This window comes from Eudoraea adriatica DSM 19308 (assembly GCF_000382125.1).
In the GTDB taxonomy this organism is placed as follows: domain Bacteria; phylum Bacteroidota; class Bacteroidia; order Flavobacteriales; family Flavobacteriaceae; genus Eudoraea; species Eudoraea adriatica.
In genome coordinates this window covers 118,503-138,590 of the sequence record NZ_KB907549.1, presented here as the reverse complement: position 1 = coordinate 138,590, position 20,088 = coordinate 118,503, and the positions used below count along the sequence as shown (strand labels likewise).

Sequence of the window (20,088 nt, the reverse complement as noted above, 5' to 3'; positions counted from 1 at the left end):
ATCTGCAGTTACAAATGATAATTAGTTCATGCTAGCCGTGAATAGTTTCTTTTTTGCCAAGATTTTTCATAATCCCTGCTTCATACTTTAAAAGATCCTCCCATTTTTTATCTACTTCGTCCCTTTTCCCGTATTTCCTGGCAAACTTCAAAAACATGCTATAATGTCCGGCCTCACTAACCATAAGTTTATGATAAAAATCAGCGAGTTCGTTGTCCTGCAGTTGCTCCGAAAGCAACCTAAACCGTTCACAGCTCCTGGCTTCAATTAATGCTGCATATAGAAGACGATGCACCAACTGCGTAGTTCGGTTTCCACCTTTAGGAAAAAACTTCAAAAGTTGAATGGCATATTCGTCCTTTCGATACCTTCCCAGGGTATTACCTCGCTTAAGGATCTTATCATGTACCATTTTAAAATGACCCATTTCCTCTCTCGACAATGCGATCATTTCCTCCACCAACTCAGGATATTCGGGAAAACTAATTATCAATGAGATAGCCGTACTTGCCGCCTTTTGTTCGCAATAGGCATGATCTGTCAAAATTTCATCTATATTTTTTTCCACTATGTTTACCCAGCGGGGATCAGTTGGTAATTTTAATCCTAACATATCTTAACTTTTTGCTAAATTAAAAAGAACCTGTGAAACACTTATGGTATTTAAAAACTATATCCTCGTAATAATAGAAGAGGTTTGCAGTTATCTTAATATATTTGTTTCCGCAAAGGATTTTGTTTTGTTAACTCCCTGTTTACGATTAATTGGAATATATGCTGCATTTGGATACGTGTAAAGAATTGTCTAAAATTCTTGGCGACAGTTTAGCTGAAGAAACGCATACCTGGATAGAGGACAGATTAGATATAATCGTAGAGTCAAAATCGGCTAAAGAACTGTATCTCTGCTATAGTTTACTGGCCGGTAGAATTGGTCCAGATAAAAAACCAAAAATCCGGGAAGTAAATCAGGAATTGGCCGAATACCTAATCGCACAGAAAGCAGACCTGTTGCAAATTGCCCGAATTTATCTGCTAATAAGGGTGCTGGAATCAGATAGGGCATATTTTTCAGGCAAGGTGGCAAATCTTATTGAGGTTGCTGATACGGGCGAGCTTGTAACCTTTTTGAAGTTTTTAATACTTTTGCCTAATGCCGGGGATTTTAATCGGGTAGGAGTTGAAGCATTGCGCACGAATATTGGGACTGTTTTTGACGCAATAGCATTAAACAATCCGTATCCATCGAAATACTTTAATGATCAGCAATGGAATCAGATGTACCTGAAAGCGGCATTTATGGAGCGCAATTTGGGAGATATAATTGATGTTGAGAAACGAGCTAACCGAGATCTGGCCAGAATTATTTCAGATTATGCCCATGAGCGATGGGCTGCTTCAAGGAGTATAGATCCCTTGTTATGGAGGCCTGTAGCACCATTTTTAGAAGGCGTATTACTACAGGATATGGATCATTTGTTCATGAGTAAAGATAAAACAGAAAATTTGGCCGCTGCACTTTGCTGTTATAGTTCTCCTCAACAGGAAGCCCAAAACCTGTTGAACGTCTATCCTGATTTAAAGGAAATGGTAACCGGTAATGAGGTTACCTGGGAAAATTTAAAAAAATAAACTATGAAGGAAAAAATGATGATAATCGACCCTCATATACACATGACCTCGAGGACAACCGATGACTATGAGGCTATGGCAGCATCCGGAATTGTTGCAATTATTGAGCCCTCTTTCTGGTTGGGCCAGCCACGTACTCAGGTTGGGTCATTTCAAGATTATTTTAGCAGCCTCGTTGGATGGGAACCTTTTAGGGCAAGTCAGTTTGGTATTAAACACTATTGCACCATAGGATTGAATTCCAAAGAGGCCAATAATGAAGCACTGGCCGAACAGGTAATGGAACTTTTGCCTTTATACCTTCATAAAGAAAATGTTGTTGCTATAGGAGAAATAGGCTATGATGATCAAACACCTGCTGAGGACAAGTATTTTAGAGAACAACTTGAACTCGCCAAAGAATTAAACATGACGGTTCAGGTTCATACCCCGCATAGGGATAAGAAAGCCGGAACGCTCAGGAGCATGGAGGTATGCATGGAACATAAACTGGATCCCGGTAATGTAATAATCGATCATAACAATGAGGAAACTGTAAAGGACGTCTTGGATAAAGGTTTTATAGCCGCTTTTACTATTTACCCTAAAACCAAAATGGGTAATGAACGCATGGTAGAAGTTGTCCGTAAATACGGCAGCTCCAATATAATAGTAGATAGTTCTGCAGACTGGGGGGTCAGTGACCCGCTGGCGGTACCGAAAACGGCAGCGCTTATGTTAAAGAGGGGTATAGCCCGTGAAGATGTTGTGAAAACCTGTTACCAAAATGCATTGGATGCTTTTAGCAAAAATGGGAAAATGAAAGAATCTGACTGGTTGAATCCACAGGGAATTAATCAATCCATTCTTTACAATGATAATAGTGTTTTAAGGGGGCAGGAACCACGCATAGACACAGATCAAATAAAATAGAATGAACATAGAGCTCCTGGGATACGCAAAGCTTACCAGGCCTGCAAACTTGCCCACTGCCATGGCGGATATAATGGCAGGGTCCAGTATTTCCGGACTTACTTTCCTGATGATATCAGATACTTCCTTAAACGGACCTGCATACCTGAATTTAATCTTACTTATATTTTCCTCGGTTTTTCTATATGGGGGAGGAGTTGTTCTTAATGATGTGTTTGATTTTAAAATTGACCAGATCGAACGACCCGAAAGACCTATTCCGAAAGGAGAAGTATCTCTTAAAGGAGCTGCGTTATTTGGATGCGGATTGTTGCTGTCCGGAGTTTTCCTATCCTTCTTTGTGAATCACCTTAGCGGTATTATAGCGGTTATTCTGGCCCTGACAATCCTACTATATGATTCCTACTCCAAAAAATATCAATTCCTGGGACCATTAAATATGGGCCTATGCAGAGCATTAAATCTCATTTTGGGAATGTCCGTTTTCGGTGAAATATTTCATTGGATGTATGCCGTAATTCCGCTTTTGTATATTTTTGCCATTACGCTAATTAGCAGGGGAGAGGTTTACGGCCAAAACAAAAAACACATTATTTGGGCAGGACTGATTTACGCAATGGTTATTTTTATCGTTTTGATGATTATACCAGACATACGGACACAGTGGATTGGTTTATTTCCCATCATGGGGTTATTTATATTTCTTATTTATAGTCCATTAATTAGGGCATATAGAGTAAATTCACCTGATAATATTAAAAAAGCTGTGGTCAGTGGTGTACTTTCAATAATTGTTTTGGATGCATCACTCACGGTAGGATTTGACGGTTGGCAGTTTGGTTTGATTGTTCTGCTATTGCTCCCGCTGTCATTCATACTTGCAAAGATATTTGCGGTAACTTAAATTAAAAACATGCAATTAAATCCCATAGAACAGTCTTTTGCAGTAAACTTTAAATATAGTTTACATTTCACAAGTGGCCTATTTGAAAGCAATAATGACTTGTTCATGAAGGTTATTAGGTCTTATAAACCAAATGAAAAGGTAAAGCTACTATTCGTTATAGACGATGGAGTACTCAAAAATCATCCTGAGCTTAGTGAAGGCATAAAAGAATATTGTCTTCTGCATAATAATCAATTACAATATACAGAGTGTCTGGTAACTCCTGGGGGAGAAAAATCCAAAAACAACTATGATAATGTGGATAGGATTATAGCAGCAATTAACGATAATGCAATTTGCAGGCATTCCTTTGTGGTTGCTGTTGGAGGTGGTGCCGTAATAGATATGGCAGGCTTTGCGGCCTCTATAGCCCACAGAGGGGTTAAACTAATTCGTATTCCAACTACTGTTCTTTCACAAAATGATGCGGCAATAGGGGTCAAGAACGGAATAAATGCATATAATAAAAAGAATTTTATAGGCACTTTTGCAGCACCGTATGCCATATTGAATGACAGCAAATTTTTAACCAGTCTTGAACAACGCGATTGGATTGCTGGGGTGGCTGAAGCCATTAAAGTAGCTCTCATAAAGGATGCTGATTTTTATAATACAATTAAGGAAAATGCGATCAGATTGAAAGAACGCGATATGGATGCCATGCTAAACACTATTTACAGGTGTGCCGAAATGCATATGGAACATATTGCCAGAGGAGGTGATCCATTTGAAAGCGGTTCTTCCAGACCATTGGATTTTGGTCATTGGTCCGCTCATAAACTGGAACAAATGAGCAACTATTCTTTGAGACATGGTGAAGCTGTTGCCAAAGGGATTGCACTGGATTTAACATACGCTCGCTTTAAAGGGCTGATTTCAGTTGAAATTTTGGACGAAATTTTAGAAATGATGACAGAAATTGGCTTTGATTTGTCTATTCCTGTTTCAGGGGATAAAGAAATACACGAGTTGTTAAAAGGGATTCAGGAATTTCGGGAGCATCTCGGGGGAGAATTAACTATAACATTGATAAACGGTATTGGGAAGAAATTGGATGTGCACCACATAGATATGGAAATAATGAAGAATGCATTAAATTTCCTGAATAATAAATATAAAATAAATGTAGCATAACCTATGCTTATAGATGATAGATACCATCTGACTTATTGCACCAATATTCACCCTGGACAGGATTGGGCCAGTACCTTTCAGAGTTTAGTGGACTACCTGCCTTTAATAAAGAATAAAATATCAGAAGATAAACCTTTTGGTATAGGATTGCGACTATCCAATAAGGCAAGTGAAGAACTTGCTTTGAATGATAATCTTCCGCAATTTAAAAGTTGGTTAATTACTAATGGTCTTTATGTATTTACCATGAATGGTTTTCCTTATGGAAATTTTCATGATGAGGTTGTAAAAGATAAAGTACATGAGCCCGATTGGACAACAAGGGACAGGGTCAATTATACTGCCAGACTATTTGAACAATTGGCTTTTCTCCTGCCCGAAGGTATTTCCGGAGGGATCTCTACTTCACCAATAAGCTATAAGCATTGGCATTCTGGCACAAAAGAGATAAATGCCGTCATGGAAACAGGAGCAATGCATTTGTCTGAGCTAATACTTAAACTCTATAAACTAGAAGAAAGAACATCCAAGTATCTTCACATAGATATTGAACCGGAACCTGATGGTATGCTGGAGAATACGGAAGATGTTTTAAAATTCTATCAAAAATTTCTTTTGCCAATAGCAAAGAATGAGCTTATAAAAATCCGGAATATAAGTGAAGAAAAGGCTAAAAAAATGGTATTGCGTTATTGTACCCTTTGTTATGATATCTGTCATTTTTCACTAGCCTATGAGGAACCCGCCCATACTTTTGAAAAATTAAAGAATGCCGGAATCAAAATTGGAAAAATACAGGTAAGTGCTGCTTTGAAAGTTAAGTTTGACACCTCTGGCAAGGATAAAATATGGGATTCCCTTGGGCAATTTGATGAGCCTACTTATTTGCACCAGGTTACCGTAAATTTAAAAGAGGGTGTTAAAACCTATAATGACCTGCCTATTGTTCTCAGGAATAAACCTGATGTGCCTGAATTAAGAGCTCATTTTCATGTTCCTATTTTTCTTGAATCTTTTGAAGAACTGTATTCTACCCAGGATCATATCCTGAAGGTGATATCTATTCTTAAAGAAAATCTTATTTCAGAACACCTTGAAGTTGAGACATATACCTGGGATGTGCTGCCGGGTTATCTTAAAAAAGACTTGTCAGAATCGATAATCAGGGAAATGAATTGGTTAATAGACAGACTATAAAAGGTATGGATAAAACGGTGGTTATTAATGTTGTTGGTCTTACCAAAAGACTAATTGGTGAACATACGCCCTTTATTAAATCATTTCTTGAAAAAGGTGAGGCAGCCTCTATTATACCGGTTTTGCCGGCTGTCACATGTACTTCGCAGACAACATATCTTACAGGTAAGTGGCCAACAGAACATGGTGTTGTTGGCAATGGATGGTATTTTAAGGATGAATGTGAGGTAAAATTCTGGAGACAATCGAACAAACTGATTGAGAGTGACAAGTTGTGGGATGAGATGAAACAATTGGATAGTGATTTTACCTGCGCAAATCTTTTCTGGTGGTATAATATGTATTCCACCGTCGATTTCAGTGTCACACCTCGCCCTAATTATCTTGCGGATGGCAGGAAGATCCCGGACATCTATACACACCCTCCTGAATTAAGGGACCAGTTACAAAATGAACTGGGTACATTCCCGCTTTTTAATTTTTGGGGCCCTAAAACTTCCTTGAAATCCAGTCAGTGGATAGCAGATGCGGCACTCAGGACGGACAAGTTACATGATCCTACTCTTACGCTGATTTACCTGCCGCATTTGGATTATAATTTACAGAGACATGGAATTGACTTCTCCAAAATAAGTATAGATCTCAAAGAAATCGATGATGTTGTAAAGAAGCTGGTAAGCTACTACGATAATGGGGATACTAATTTAGTTTTGCTCTCGGAGTACGGTATTACCAATGTGAACAATCCAATTCATATTAATCGGATTCTGCGCTCTGAGGGATTAATAAGTATCAGGGAGGAGAGAGGTCTGGAACTATTAGATGCCGGAGCCAGTAAAGCATTTGCAGTAGCCGATCATCAAATAGCACATGTTTATTTGAATGATCCAGCCATAAAAAAGAGTGTTAAAAATTTATTGGAAGGTATTGATGGTATTGAAAAAGTTTTATCGGCCAGTGAATTGAAAGAAGCAAATTTAGATCATGACAGATGTGGCGATTTAGTTTTGATCGCCGATAAAAATTCCTGGTTTACTTATTACTTCTGGATGGATGATGCAAAAGCCCCGGACTATGCCAGAATGGTGGATATCCATAAAAAACCAGGATATGATCCGGTAGAAATGTTTACGGATCCTGGTGATAAACTGGTAATGCTAAAAGTTATTTGGAAACTTATAAAAAAGAAATTGGGATTCAGGACAGTACTGAATATAATTCCTCTGAAAGCAGATTTGGTAAAGGGTTCTCATGGAAGAATACCGGAGGATACATTAGATTACCCGGTATTTATTACAAACAACAGACGTCCGTTAAATCAAGGACTATTTAAATCCACAGAAGTTTATAAGCTTATAACGAAGCAGTTAACCGGTTAAAATTCTTTATTATGAAAAATATGTTCAAAATTCTTTCTCTGGTATTTACATTATTGTTTATTTGGGCGGCATATGTTCAATACAACGATCCCGACGCTCTGTTGTGGTATGCTATTTACGGAGTTGCCGCAGCGGCCTCCCTTTTCTTTTATTTAGGTAAATTAAATGTTACGGCAGCTGTTATCCTGAGTTTCATTTATTTGGTCAGCACGTTTGTTATGTGGCCTGATCAATATGAAGGCGTGACTATTGGAAATGGAGATATTGAAAATATTGAAAGGGGCAGAGAGTCTCTGGGCCTGCTGATTGTCGCATTGGTAATGCTTCTTTATGCTGTTAGGCTCCGATTGGTAAATAAATCAAAGGTCTAGGTCAAACTCCTTTCTCAGGAGATCAATAGCAGGGTTTATTTCCCTGAGTTTTTGATATTTCTCTTCAGGGGTATAGGCAAATTTTTTGGCTATTTCTTCGTTTACGCTTATTTTCAGCTCAATGCTATAATTGTTGAGTTTTTTTCTTAGATACTTTATAAGTTGAAATTGTTCCCTTTCAATTTCTTTTTTCATTGTACCATTCGGGAGCTCAATACATATTTGCGTTTGATCAACTATTTTGGGCTGGTCGGAACTTAGATTCGAAGCCATAATTTTTTTGCCTGCCTTGTCCAATTTTTGAATATAAGTCTCCCAATGTTTTAGTAAATCCTCTTGAGTAAAACTTTCTTTGGGTAATTCGTCTTCATCAACAACAACTTCAATCTTTTTGAGCTGATGTTCTTTTTTTGCCTTCAAACTGGATATTGATAATCCGGAAATTCTTTTGGATCGCTCTTTGATCCGAATTTTTATACCGGGATCTGATACCAATACTTCCTCTGATATTATTTCAGAAAGGGGCTGAGAATCTATTTTTTCTGTTGCTGGGAATTCTTCCGGATAATTAATTTCTGCTTTCTTCTCTATGGGAATGGCCGTTTTTATTTTTTCCGGGCTTTTAGCAGATTCCAATGATTCCTGCCCTTCACCAATGGGGAGAGTATTAATAAAGAAGGAAGTAGGTATTAGTTGAATTTCACTGCTACGGGAAGAGCTGAGGTTTTCAAGATTTTTTTTTTCACCATTAAAATCTATGGAGGCTAATTTCATCAGGGTTAATTCAACCAATAATCTATGATTTTTACTGGTTTTATAGTTAAGATCACAATCATTAGCTATAGCTATCCCTTTCATTAAAAAGGATTCAGAAGTTTTTTTAGATTGCTCGAGATACTTTTTTTTAGCCGTATCACCAACTTCCAATAGGGCAATAGTGTCTTCGTGCCTGCAAACCAAAAGATCCCTGAAATGCGAAGCCAGACCGTTAATAAAATGATGCCCTTCAAAACCTTTTGCAAGTGTATTATTAAATAAAACCAGCAATTGAGGGATGTTATGTTCCAGAATTAAATCTGTTGTTGTAAAGTATGTGTCATAATCCAGAACATTTAAATTCTCGGTAACGGCAGCCCTTGTAAGTTTCTTTCCAGAGAAACTTACAACACGGTCAAAAATAGACAGTGCATCTCTCATAGCCCCATCTGCCTTCTGGGCAATAATGTGCAGTGCATCTTCTTCTGCTTCAATACCTTGCTGTTCGGCAATATATTTTAGATACTCGGCGGCGTCTTTAACAGTTATACGTTTAAAGTCGAATATCTGGCAACGCGACAATATAGTCGGTATTATCTTGTGTTTTTCTGTAGTTGCCAGAATGAAAATAGCATGTCTGGGTGGCTCTTCAAGTGTTTTTAAGAAAGCATTGAAAGCAGATTGAGATAGCATATGTACCTCATCAATAATATATACTTTGTATTTTCCAACCTGCGGTGGTATGCGCACCTGATCTATCAAACTCCTGATATCATCAACGGAATTGTTGGATGCCGCATCCAGTTCAAAAATATTGAATGCAAAGTCTTCATCTTCCTTTTCCGTGCCGTCCTGATTGATCTTTTTGGCTAAAATCCGTGCACATGTAGTCTTACCAACCCCCCTTGGACCACAGAATAGAAGCGCCTGTGCAAGATGGTTATTTTCTATAGCATTCAGCAACGTATTAGTAATGGCTTCCTGCCCCACAACATCTTTAAAGGTCTTGGGTCTGAATTTACGAGCCGATACAATAAAAGGTTCCAAATAAATAAGCTTTTGTAGACTAAATATAAACGCTTAACGTGTTATATACAAATATAGAGATAGCCGAGTATTTTGTCGTTCATTTTAAACATAGATGCCCAGTTTTTATCAACAATTAATTGGGGGCAGCAAAGCAAGCTATGGCCGACATTTATAAATGTTTTTTATTTCCTTGCGTTGATTCCATTAAGATAAAGGAATTAACCAATAAACCTTATTAACTCGGTAATTTTTTTTGGCTTCAAAAGGATGTTGTACCTTTGTATTATCAGGTCACCTTATCGCGCTCATATTTTAATATGGGTGAGGAAAGTCCGGACACCATAGTGCGGCATAGCGGGTAACGCCCGTCTCTTCCCTGTTTAGGGAAGAAGGACAAGTGCAACAGAAAGCAGGTACAGGTAATGCTGTAGTGAAATCAGGTAAACTCTATGCGGTGAAACGCCATGTATATCAGCGTTTGAGGGCGGCACGCTCAAGTTGAAGGGTAGGCGGTAAGAACTTTTGGGTAACCACAAGTCCAGATAAATGATAAGGGGGTCTCTTTGAGGCTTTACAGAATCCGGCTTATGACCTGCTTTTAGAAAAAATCCTTTGTTCTTTATGATTTATTTTAAATCTAAGAGTAAGGGATTTTTTTATTCTGAGGCTAATCCGGTTCAAAAAAACTAAAAACACTTCCTCCGTATTTCTTAATAGATTTAAAGTTCTCAAGAAGAGATAAATCCGTGTGCTTGGAATGCTCAATAATCAAAATGCCGTTTTCATTCAATAATTGTCTTTGGAAAACAATTGAAGTAATCTTTGAACAATCGTCAGCAGTGAAGCTATAAGGGGGATCAACAAATATTATATCAAAATTCAGGTTTACCTTTTCAATAAATTTAAAAACATCGTTTTTTATGGCAGAAATGTTGAAATCAAGTTCATTTGCTATTTTGGCAATGAACTTAATACATCGGTGATCTTCATCAACTGCTACTATATCGCTGCTGCCTCTGGATGCAAATTCAAAACTAATATTTCCTGTGCCGGCAAACAGGTCCAGTACTTTCAAATCCTCAAAGTAATAGTTGTTATTTAGGATATTGAATAAGGCCTCTTTTGCCATATCGGTCGTAGGACGCACCGGCAGGCCTCTGGGAGCATTTATGCGGCGACCCTTATGTGAACCGGAGATAATTCGCATTACAGGGCGTTTAAAACGGTAAAATCTACCTCCTCCTTCGCGAGCTCTTCAGTGGAATAAATATCGCTGGGTGGAATAAATAATGAAATATGCTGAATATATTCATAAGCAATATTGTAAAGCTCATCTCCCATATCTACTTCTCCGAAAAGCCTTATTTTTACGGTTTCAGTATCCAGCTTCAGTTGTTCTAAAGTAAAAAGCAGGTAATAAATAAAGTCTTCTTTGGTTTTATATTGAAAACTGTTAAAGAGAAGCAATTGTTTTTGAGCAAGTACAGTAATATCCATCTGATTATCTGCAACATGGACATAACAAATGGTCTCATTTCCGTTGCTGTATGAATTCAATAAAGATTGCACCATAACTGTCCCATGGTGCATAAATTCAAATTCCCCAAAGAGATCATAAATATAATTGTTGATGTTCACAAATGGCACATAAACATTTACCAAATCATAGCTATCTATCTCGTCATATTCAACAAGGTCATTAGCGAGTATCTTTACATTAAACTTTAGATAATTGGCAAGCTCTGCCGTATCAAACAAGGGTTTAGGAACAAGGCTAAAGAGATTATTCTTGTGGATGACCACCACCTCAGAAAAGGAATACCCTTCAATATTTGATTCTCTGAAAAGTTGCTTTAATTCCTTCTGCAATTCATAAGGACTTAGCTCTTTCCCAAAGCTTCGCCGCTTAAACTCTTTGATCGTATTGGCAATGGTGTCCACGATACAAAAAGAAAGTCCATTCAAGCTAACCTGAATGGACAATTTATAATAATTTTCAATATCGTTATTGATCTCCTTTTTTGTCATAAATAGGTGGCCAGTTGCCATTGGTACTTACATCTGTAAGTGAACCTACTTTAATTTCCGGTCCGTTTACTTCTTCAACACTAATCTGAGCGTTTTCCCTGTTCAAAAGATCCTTAGGCTGATCGTATAAAATAACATCCTTTTTAACTTTGGCTTCAAAAACCGGCGCTTTATAACCTCCCTTATCAATAATCTCTGCTTTCATAGTAAATTTTTCTCCACCTTGCGCATAAGGAACATTCATCATGCTTTTGTACCGATCATCACCTTTAAATATGGAATCCTTTACAGAAACAAATCCCAAAGTGTCTATAATAGTTATTTCTTTCAACATATCAATTCCATAAACCTTATCGAACTCCATATAGGAAGAGTCTCTTTGCTGGGTTATGGTATATTTTCCTGTATCAACAAATGAAACAAGGCTATTAAAGTCGTTGGCAAACTTTCCATTTACGGTCCTGTAAGCTTCCTGAGAATTTCTAATATCTTTTAAAGTTGAAATAACTTTAGAAAAACGCTCTTCTTTTACCTTTTTAAACTCAATCGGCCCTGTTACAGATCTATAGATTAGGAATCCAAGTCCTACGCAAATTATCCAAAGTACTATCTGAAGTATGGTTTTCATTTTTAACTGGTATTAATTATCTTTAGTGGTCTTCACAAATCTACAATTTTTTTTTAATCGTAAAAGGTTTTGTAGCAAAAATCCTCTTTATATTTGAAGGCTTATGAAATTGCTTACGGCACCTTCTTTTTATAAACTTCTTAAGGACAACTTCCCTCATATACCTACATCAAAACAAGAAGTGGCCTTACAGCAGCTGGCTCATTTTGTGTTGTCAGAAAAAAAAGAGGAAGTTTATTTATTAAAAGGTTTTGCAGGTACAGGTAAAACTACGATAGTAGGAGATATAGTATCTAACCTGTGGAAGACTACTATGAAGGCCGTACTTCTGGCACCTACCGGCAGGGCCGCTAAAGTGATGAGTAGTTATTCAAAAAGTCAGGCCTTTACAATTCACAGGAAAATCTACTTTCCAAAAAAAGAAAGTGGAGGAGGCATAAAATTTATACTGGCACCGAACAAGCACCGGGATACCATTTTTATCGTAGATGAAGCTTCTATGATCCCTGATGCACCATCAGATTCCAGGTTATTTGGCAATGGGTCGCTGTTAGACGATTTGTTGATGTATGTTTACTCCGGACATAATTGTAAACTCATTTTGATTGGCGATACCGCACAATTACCTCCGGTTCACTTGCAAATCAGCCCTGCTTTAGATAGCGAAAAACTATCGTACAATTATAATAAAGAAGTAATAACCCTTGAATTAGATGAAGTAGTCAGACAGGCAGAGAACTCAGGCATATTATTGAATGCGACCAACCTGAGGGAGCAACTGCAATCTGGATACCTGGAGGAATTTAAATTTGATGTTGAGCCATATAAAGACATAATAAGACTTGTTGATGGCTATGAAATTCAGGAGGCAATTGATAATTCTTACCGGGAAAATGGCAAGGAAGAGACCGTCCTTATTGTGCGCTCAAACAAAAGAGCAAATTTGTACAATGAAAACATCAGAAACAGAATTTTATACCTGGAAAATGAGCTTGCCCCTGGGGATTACATGATGGTAGTAAAGAATAATTACTTCTGGTTAAAACCCAATTCTGAAGCTGGTTTTATAGCAAATGGCGATATTATTGAAATACTTGAGATATTTTCCATTAAGGAACTCTATGGATTCAAATTTGCTGAGGTAAAAGTGAAAATGGTAGACTACCCAAACCAAAGGCCATTGGAGACGGTATTGTTATTAGACACAATAAGGGCAGATACACCCTCTTTGTCCTATGAAGACGGGAATAGGCTATACCAGGAAGTGCAAAACGATTATGCTCATGAAAAATCTAAATACAAGCGTTTTCTGGGCGTAAAGAATAACAAGTACTTCAATGCCTTACAAGTAAAGTTTTCCTATGCCATAACCTGTCATAAATCTCAGGGAGGCCAATGGGATACTGTATTTGTAGAACAACCTTATCTTCCTAATGGAATAGACCGTGACTATTTGCGCTGGCTTTATACCGCGGTAACAAGGGCAAAGAAAAATTTATACCTTATAGGGTTCAAAAGTGATTTTTTTGTTGATTAGGAATGACTTAATTTAGTGCTAGGGATTTTTGTAATGACATCGGAAACAATAATTAGCATATTTCTTGGGATTGGACTTGCTGCTTCGGCCGGATTTAGGGTTTTTTTGCCTTTGTTTGCGCTCAGCCTTGCGGCCCATTTCGGGGTTTGGGAATTAAATCAAAACTGGGTTTGGATTGGAAGTCTGGCAGCATTAATTGTACTTGGAGTGGCTACGTTGGCAGAATTAATGGCCTATTTTATTCCCTGGGTCGATAATTTACTCGACAGCATGGCTATACCCCTTGCAGCAATTGCAGGTACTGCCGTAATGGTTTCTACGTTAGCTGATTTGGATCCGGTGGTAACCTGGTCTCTCGCTATTATAGCCGGGGGCGGAACCGCAACCGCAATAAAGGGGGCATCTGCAGCAGGAAGGGTAGTCTCCACTTCAACAACAGGAGGCCTCGCAAACCCTTTGGTATCAACATTAGAATCGGGAACTGCCATTGTTGTTACTACAGCATCGATATTTGCACCAATATTAGCTATGGTACTGGTTATAATAATCCTGGTTTTTATTTTTACAATTTATCGCAGACTAAGACCAAGAGTTAAACATTAATAAAATTATATCAATGACTAAAATAATCGCCATGATACCTGCCCGCTACGCGGCAACCAGATTTCCGGGAAAATTGATGCAGGATTTGGCTGGAAAACCAGTCATTGTGCGTACAAACGAGGCCGCTTTAAAGACTAATCTTTTTGATGAGGTTTATGTGGTAACAGACAGCCCTATTATTTTTGATGCTATCATAAAAGAAGGCGGGAAGGCAATTATGAGTAAGGAAGAACACGAATGCGGGAGCGATAGAATAGCGGAAGCGGTGAATGACATGGAAGTTGATATTATTGTAAATATACAGGGAGATGAACCTTTTACAGATAAGGAGAGTTTAGTTAGTATGCTGGATGTATTCGAAAATGATTTAAACGAGGAAATTGATTTGGCATCTTTAATGACAAAAATTAAGGATTCAGACGAGATACATAACCCGAATATTGTGAAAGTAATTGTTGATAACAGAAATTTCGCACTGTACTTTTCGAGGTCGGCTATTCCTTATCTGAGGTCAACAGATATGCAAATTAACTATTTTAAACATAAAGGCGTCTATGCTTTCAGAAAGAGGGCACTTATGGATTTTAGGAGTTTACCTATGTTAACTCTTGAAGCTGCGGAGAAAATTGAGGCCATTCGATATTTGGAATATGGGAAAAAAATTAAAATGGTGGAAACGGATGTAAATGGAATTGAAATTGACACTCCTGAAGATCTTGAGAAAGCCAAAGCAATATGGAATTAGATTTTAGTAATATTAAAGTTGTTGGCTTCGATGCGGATGATACGCTCTGGGTTAATGAAACATATTTCAGGGAGGCGGAGGAAAAGTTTGCAGCACTTCTTGAAAATTATGAAACAAAGAATAAGGTAGATCAGGAGCTTTTTAAAATGGAAATGAATAACTTAGAACTCTATGGTTATGGAATAAAAGGTTTTATGCTTTCCATGATTGAATCTGCAATGGAATTATCAAATAATAATGTTCCTCCCGAGACGATTACTGAAATTTTAAATCTTGGAAAGGAAATGATTACCAGGCCTGTAGAACTTTTACAGGGTGTGGAGGAAGTGTTGCAAAAACTGGCCAGGAAATACAGGTTAATTGTCCTTACTAAAGGAGATCTCTTAGATCAGGAGAGAAAATTGGAAAGGTCCGGCCTGACCAGATATTTCCACCATGTTGAGGTTTTGAGTGACAAAAAAGAAGAAAATTATAAAAATTTACTGGACCATCTGGAGATTAAAACCAATGAATTTTTAATGATCGGTAATTCATTGAAGTCAGATGTTTTGCCTATTATGAATATAGGTGCCAAGGCGGTACATGTGCCTTTTCATACGACATGGGCACATGAACATATAGCTCCCGAGGAGCATGATAATAGCCACCTGACATTAAACACACTATCAGAAATTTTAAAATATCTCGAATAAACACATGGAAGAAGAGAAAGACTTACAATTAGAAAAAAGTGCCAAGAGAACAAAAGGTCCTTACAGAAATTTCCCAATGGTACCCCGTGTGGTATTCGGACAAGGTAGCTTTGACCAGTTAGGAGAAATACTTATGCCTCATAGAAACAGCAATGAAGCTCCTGCAATCTACCTTGTTGATGATGTTTTTAAAAATTCGGCCCTGATTGACAGGATTCCGATTTTATATCAGGATAGAATTGTATTGATTTCAGCGGATAAAGAACCAAAAACCGGACAAGTAGATGATTTGGTAAGCACTATAAAAGAGGATTTTTCAGAATTACCTTCAGCTATCGTGGGCATTGGCGGAGGTACTTTGTTAGATCTTGCTAAAGCTGTTGCGATAATGCTAAATAACGAGGGCTCTTCGTCCAATTATCAGGGTTGGGATTTAGTACATAATCCGGCAGTTTATCATGTTGGGATACCAACAATAAGTGGCACAGGGGCAGAAGTGTCCAGAACGACAGTTTTACTTGGTCCTGAAAAAAAACTTGGTATAAATTCCGATTTTACGCCATTTGACCAGGTTATTCTGGATCCTGATCTCCTCCATGGCGTGCCTAAAGAACAATGGTTCTATACCGGGATGGATTGTTTTATTCATTGTATAGAATCGCTTAACGGAACCTATCTGAACGCATTTAGTCAGAGTTATGGAGAAAAAGCCCTGGAATTATGTGAAGAAGTATTCCTGGGCGATATTTCCGATGCAGACTCCAGAGATAAGCTAATGATGGCTTCATGGCATGGAGGTATGAGTATTGCCTATTCCCAGGTAGGTGTTGCGCATGCAATGAGTTATGGGCTTTCTTATTTGCTGGGCACAAGACATGGTATTGGAAATTGTCTTGTTTTTCAACATTTGGGAGAGTATTATCCGGATGGGGTAGCCAAATTTAATGAAATGATGGAAAAGCATGATATTCAGCTACCGAAAGGAATATGCGCAAATTTAACTGATGACCAGTTCAATACTATGATCAAGGTATCAATGGGCATGGTGCCGCTATGGGAAAATGCCCTGGGTAAAGATTGGGCAAAATACATAACTCCCGAGAAATTGAGATCTATTTACGAGAAAATATAACCTTAGGGGTTTATTAATTCTACCATTATTGACATTTGATTCTATTTGGGATCTTTGGATTTTGATTAATTTAAGGCGATAACACCAATATAAATCCCATATACTGCTTCTATGCACCAACTTGCTAAATTTATATTTTTTAAAATACTTAAGTGGAAACTAATTGGTGACTTTCCCCAAGTAGATAAATGCGTTGTAATTGTTGCCCCCCATACGAGTTGGGTGGACTTTTTACTGGGTTTGCTGGTAAGGAGGGTTTTTAATGAGGAAATTAATTATATTGGAAAGGAAAGCCTATTCAGGCCTCCGTTTGGATGGTATTTTAGATGGATGGGGGGTACTCCGATAGATCGAAGTAAAAGCCAGAACAAAGTTGCCGCAATCACAAAAATATTTGATGAACGCAAGCGATTTCGATTGGCATTGGCTCCGGAGGGCACGCGTAAAAAAGTACAAAAATGGAAAACCGGATTCTATTACATAGCCAAAATGGCAAAAGTTCCCATAGTAATGGTAGCCTTTGATTTTGGTAAAAAAGAAGTTAAGATTTCAGAACCTAAATACACCACAAATGATATGGAAGGAGACCTTCAAACCTACAGGGAATTCTATAAGGGTGTTGTTGGTAAAATCCCGGAATATTCTTAACTCCTTACGAACGTAAAGCTAATGCTGGCGGATTCGAAATTACCATCATTGTCAAAATCATATTCTCCGGATTCGAATCCTCCATTTATGGTAAAAGTATTCGATGTTAGAGTTGCCCCATAAGTATCCCAATCTCCGGGATAATTGGCCCATTCGATAGCGAAATAATATTGTCCTTCAAATTTTTCCCAGAACATTTCTCCGCTTGTGGTATAGGATGGCCTATCTGAAGGGTTGATGGTTAAAGTAAACCTGCCACTGCTTTGGACAGTAAGGGTTACAGTTCCTCCTTCGTTTATTAGATCAAGAAAATTTGTATTTCCATCACTAAAACTGGCCGAGGTAGCTTCCCAGCTGCCTGCCAATGCACTAATTTCAAATGGCCCTCCTTCTTTAACTAATTCTTCCGGATCATCTTCCGAACAGGAGAGTAGTAAAAAGGCGAATAATGGAACGAATAAAAATATATTGCTTAGTGTTTTCATAGTCCAGGATTTTTAGGTTAATCAATAGTTTTAGTTCAGCTTTAGCATTTTTAGTAATAAGCGCTATGAACTAAATAAAATTAGAGTGATTATAACCTTTCTGCAATGACCTTAGTCAGTCATTCCACTAAATTGGAGTAGCCGCTTTATCCTTAAAGTGAGTCTGTGTAATGGCGTTCACCTGATCTCAACTAATGATTGGGATTATATGATACTTTAGACTGTTAATGACTATGCTAAGTGGGAGTTATTCCTGCATTGTATGATACACATTCTGCACATCATCATCTTGTTCAATTTTTTCCAGGAGCTTTTCAACATCTTCCACTTCTTCGGGGGAAAGTTCCTTGGTGATTTGCGGGATTCTTTCAAATCCTGAAGACAGAATTTCAATATTTCGCGATTCCAGTTCCTTCTGAATGGCTCCAAAGCTCTCAAAAGGGGCATAGATCAGAATGCCATCGTCATCCACAAAGACCTCTTCCGCACCAAAGTCGATCATGTCTAACTCAATTTCCTCCGGATCTATTCCTTCTGCGTTGATGCGAAAATTGCAGGTATGGTCAAACATAAACTCAACAGACCCGGATGTGCCAAGGCTTCCGTCGCATTTATTAAAATAACTACGTATATTGGCCACAGTCCTGGTATTATTATCCGTGGCTGTTTCTATTAAAATGGCTATTCCATGGGGTGCATAGCCTTCAAATAATACCTCTTTAAAATCGCCCTGGGACTTATCGGAAGCCCTTTTGATGGCTCTTTCAATATTGTCTTTGGGCATATTCACAGACTTGGCATTCTGAATAACGGCACGAAGACGTGAATTGGCATCCGGATCGGGGCCTCCTTCCTTAACAGCCATAACAATGTCTTTGCCAATTCGCGTAAAAGCTTTGGACATTGCTGACCATCGCTTCATTTTACGCGCTTTCCTAAATTCAAATGCTCTTCCCATAAATTAACGAATGCTATTTCCCGGAAGCAAATTTAACAATTTAAAATGGTGCTACAAGGAAGACCAGAACAAGTCAAAAAACTAACCACCCACTATCTTTTCAATACTATCTGCAAGCTTAAAATCTTTGTCGGTTATACCCCCAGCGTCATGCGTATTCAATCGAATATTAAGGGAGCTATACACATTGGACCAATCCGGATGGTGATTTTGTTGCTCGCATTCAAACGCAATCCGCGTCATTATTGAAAAGGCATCTTTGAAGTTTTTAAACTTATAGCTGCGTTCAATGGAGCCGTCTTTATATTCCCAACCATTCAGGTTTTTTAACCTGTTAGTTACTTCATCTTCACTTAGTTTTTCCATAAGTTTTATTTTTCCTAAAGTTAGAAAAAATCGAATTGTGAATTTAAGAATAGTCAGGTTTCTTATAAATCAGCCAATAACATGATGATCAATAATTTCCTGGCAACTAATACGAAGGTTTTTGGGAAGTTTATTGTCTTTGGGTAAAACTGCCAGGTAGCGCTCCTCATTTGTGGTGAACACCCTCTTAAAAATAGGATTGAAGCTCCCAATCCTTTCAAGAATATCTTTTATAAAATCTTCGTGGTGAACCAAATCATAACTACCCAAATGGTAAATTCCAATCTTATTTCGATTAATGAGGTAATGGATTTGCTGGGTAAGTTTGCTAATGCTTGTTACATTAACAATCAGGTTCGGGAAAACTTCTATTGGTTCATTGTTCCAAATAAATTTCTTCATTTCCTTTACCCGGGGCGATGAATTCCCAAATACCATTGGGATCCTTAAAATTGCCATTTTGGACTTAGGTAATCGCAAAAGCATATTCTCTATTCTGATTTTTAGTCTCCCGTAGACGCTTTCAGATAAGGTTTTATCTTGTTCATATGATGGGTATTTACTATATGCATCAAATACATTGGCAGAAGATAAGAAGTATAGTCTGCAGTCGTTTTTAATGAGATATTCCGCCATATGCTGATGGGCCTGAATTTGGGCACCGAAATTACCCCTTAAGGCGGAAATAATTATTTGCGGACGAATTTGTTCCAGAAGTTGATAGATATCATCTTCCAGCATATCATACCTTATAAATTGTTTGTTCTCTTCGAAGGAGCTTCCGGACGAACAATACGTAGCATAGGTGTCAAAATAATTGCAGAGTTCCTTGTAAATAGCATTCCCGATAAAACCGCTACCCCCTAAAATAAGTATTTTCTTTCCTCCGTCTTTCACACTCGTACCCTCT

Annotated in this window: 22 protein-coding genes and 1 other RNA gene; 14 read left to right on the top strand and 9 right to left on the bottom strand. The window is 37.9% G+C overall.

The features are described 5' to 3' along the window. Positions 1–31: 31 nt before the first annotated feature. Positions 32–613 carry a tRNA-(ms[2]io[6]A)-hydroxylase gene (gene miaE / locus G504_RS0110145; RefSeq protein WP_019670064.1) on the bottom strand — a complete coding sequence of 194 codons (582 nt, stop codon included), beginning with the start codon at positions 611–613 and terminating at the stop codon, positions 32–34. Between the two features lie 161 nt (positions 614–774). Here miaE and G504_RS0110140 point away from each other — a divergent pair, with 161 nt between their 5' ends. The 7 genes from G504_RS0110140 to G504_RS0110110 are packed head-to-tail and all read left to right on the top strand — an operon-like array spanning position 775 to position 7,571. Continuing rightward, positions 775–1,632, top strand: a complete 858-nt coding sequence (locus tag G504_RS0110140) for an EboA domain-containing protein (RefSeq protein ID WP_019670063.1) — start codon at positions 775–777, stop codon at positions 1,630–1,632. 3 nt (positions 1,633–1,635) lie between these two features. Continuing rightward, positions 1,636–2,544, top strand: a complete 909-nt coding sequence (locus tag G504_RS0110135; RefSeq protein WP_019670062.1) for a TatD family hydrolase — start codon at positions 1,636–1,638, stop codon at positions 2,542–2,544. A gap of 1 nt (position 2,545) precedes the next feature. Then, the gene (eboC, locus tag G504_RS0110130; RefSeq protein WP_019670061.1) at positions 2,546–3,448 is read left to right on the top strand and encodes a UbiA-like protein EboC; all 903 of its coding nucleotides are present in this window, start codon (positions 2,546–2,548) and stop codon (positions 3,446–3,448) included. A gap of 9 nt (positions 3,449–3,457) precedes the next feature. Next, entirely contained in the window at positions 3,458–4,624 is a 1,167-nt protein-coding gene (locus G504_RS0110125) for a 3-dehydroquinate synthase (protein WP_019670060.1), read from the top strand. Between the two features lie 3 nt (positions 4,625–4,627). Next, positions 4,628–5,821 carry a metabolite traffic protein EboE gene (eboE, locus tag G504_RS0110120; protein WP_019670059.1) on the top strand — a complete coding sequence of 398 codons (1,194 nt, stop codon included), beginning with the start codon at positions 4,628–4,630 and terminating at the stop codon, positions 5,819–5,821. Between the two features lie 5 nt (positions 5,822–5,826). Then, positions 5,827–7,200: an alkaline phosphatase family protein gene (locus G504_RS0110115; RefSeq protein ID WP_019670058.1), complete on the top strand. Its 1,374-nt coding sequence runs from the start codon at positions 5,827–5,829 to the stop codon at positions 7,198–7,200. 11 nt (positions 7,201–7,211) lie between these two features. Further along, positions 7,212–7,571, top strand: a complete 360-nt coding sequence (locus G504_RS0110110; RefSeq protein ID WP_019670057.1) for a transmembrane 220 family protein — start codon at positions 7,212–7,214, stop codon at positions 7,569–7,571. Here G504_RS0110110 and G504_RS0110105 read toward each other — a convergent pair. Continuing rightward, a complete protein-coding gene (locus tag G504_RS0110105; RefSeq protein ID WP_019670056.1) occupies positions 7,560–9,374 on the bottom strand; it encodes a DNA polymerase III subunit gamma/tau in 1,815 nt (604 codons plus the stop codon). The two genes, G504_RS0110110 and G504_RS0110105, sit on opposite strands and share 12 nt — an antisense overlap. A gap of 265 nt (positions 9,375–9,639) precedes the next feature. On the opposite strand from G504_RS0110105, the gene rnpB reads away from it, so the two are divergent. Then, an RNA gene (gene rnpB / locus G504_RS19255) (RNase P RNA component class A) lies at positions 9,640–9,959 on the top strand. Between the two features lie 64 nt (positions 9,960–10,023). On the opposite strand, the gene rsmD is transcribed toward rnpB, so the two are convergent. From rsmD to G504_RS0110090, 3 genes are read right to left on the bottom strand one after another with little or no spacing between them, the layout of a single operon-like run. Next, positions 10,024–10,563, bottom strand: a complete 540-nt coding sequence (gene rsmD, locus G504_RS0110100) for a 16S rRNA (guanine(966)-N(2))-methyltransferase RsmD (protein ID WP_019670055.1) — start codon at positions 10,561–10,563, stop codon at positions 10,024–10,026. Next, a complete protein-coding gene (locus tag G504_RS0110095; protein WP_040444085.1) occupies positions 10,563–11,384 on the bottom strand; it encodes a DUF3822 family protein in 822 nt (273 codons plus the stop codon). The genes rsmD and G504_RS0110095 overlap by 1 nt, the downstream gene beginning before the upstream one ends. Continuing rightward, positions 11,362–12,012, bottom strand: coding sequence for a hypothetical protein (locus tag G504_RS0110090; RefSeq protein ID WP_019670053.1), 651 nt, complete (start codon positions 12,010–12,012; stop codon positions 11,362–11,364). Before G504_RS0110090 ends, G504_RS0110095 begins: the two co-directional genes overlap by 23 nt. A gap of 103 nt (positions 12,013–12,115) precedes the next feature. Between G504_RS0110090 and G504_RS0110085 the strand changes: the two genes are divergently transcribed. The 6 genes from G504_RS0110085 to G504_RS0110060 all read left to right on the top strand — a co-directional run bounded on the left by G504_RS0110085 (position 12,116) and on the right by G504_RS0110060 (position 17,369). Then, positions 12,116–13,549, top strand: coding sequence for an ATP-dependent DNA helicase (locus G504_RS0110085; RefSeq protein ID WP_019670052.1), 1,434 nt, complete (start codon positions 12,116–12,118; stop codon positions 13,547–13,549). 33 nt (positions 13,550–13,582) lie between these two features. Beyond that, positions 13,583–14,152 carry a DUF4126 domain-containing protein gene (locus G504_RS0110080; protein ID WP_019670051.1) on the top strand — a complete coding sequence of 190 codons (570 nt, stop codon included), beginning with the start codon at positions 13,583–13,585 and terminating at the stop codon, positions 14,150–14,152. A 31-nt stretch (positions 14,153–14,183) separates the two neighbouring features. Beyond that, positions 14,184–14,897, top strand: a complete 714-nt coding sequence (kdsB, locus tag G504_RS0110075; protein ID WP_019670050.1) for a 3-deoxy-manno-octulosonate cytidylyltransferase — start codon at positions 14,184–14,186, stop codon at positions 14,895–14,897. Further along, positions 14,888–15,589, top strand: a complete 702-nt coding sequence (locus tag G504_RS0110070) for an HAD family hydrolase (protein WP_019670049.1) — start codon at positions 14,888–14,890, stop codon at positions 15,587–15,589. Before kdsB ends, G504_RS0110070 begins: the two co-directional genes overlap by 10 nt. Before the next feature lie 4 nt (positions 15,590–15,593). Beyond that, entirely contained in the window at positions 15,594–16,721 is a 1,128-nt protein-coding gene (locus G504_RS0110065; RefSeq protein WP_019670048.1) for an iron-containing alcohol dehydrogenase family protein, read from the top strand. A 111-nt stretch (positions 16,722–16,832) separates the two neighbouring features. Beyond that, complete coding sequence (locus G504_RS0110060) at positions 16,833–17,369, top strand: 1-acyl-sn-glycerol-3-phosphate acyltransferase (RefSeq protein ID WP_019670047.1); 537 nt, start codon at positions 16,833–16,835, stop codon at positions 17,367–17,369. Here the strand turns inward: G504_RS0110060 and G504_RS0110055 are convergent. From G504_RS0110055 to G504_RS0110040, 4 genes are all read right to left on the bottom strand, one after another. Then, positions 17,366–17,854 carry a hypothetical protein gene (locus tag G504_RS0110055; protein WP_019670046.1) on the bottom strand — a complete coding sequence of 163 codons (489 nt, stop codon included), beginning with the start codon at positions 17,852–17,854 and terminating at the stop codon, positions 17,366–17,368. The two genes, G504_RS0110060 and G504_RS0110055, sit on opposite strands and share 4 nt — an antisense overlap. 247 nt (positions 17,855–18,101) lie before the next feature. Beyond that, positions 18,102–18,812 (bottom strand): YebC/PmpR family DNA-binding transcriptional regulator, encoded by a 711-nt coding sequence (locus tag G504_RS0110050; protein ID WP_019670045.1) that lies wholly within the window; start codon positions 18,810–18,812, stop codon positions 18,102–18,104. Between the two features lie 81 nt (positions 18,813–18,893). Further along, positions 18,894–19,178: a 4a-hydroxytetrahydrobiopterin dehydratase gene (locus tag G504_RS0110045; RefSeq protein WP_019670044.1), complete on the bottom strand. Its 285-nt coding sequence runs from the start codon at positions 19,176–19,178 to the stop codon at positions 18,894–18,896. 69 nt (positions 19,179–19,247) lie between these two features. Beyond that, complete coding sequence (locus G504_RS0110040) at positions 19,248–20,075, bottom strand: sugar nucleotide-binding protein (RefSeq protein WP_019670043.1); 828 nt, start codon at positions 20,073–20,075, stop codon at positions 19,248–19,250. Positions 20,076–20,088: the final 13 nt, after the last annotated feature.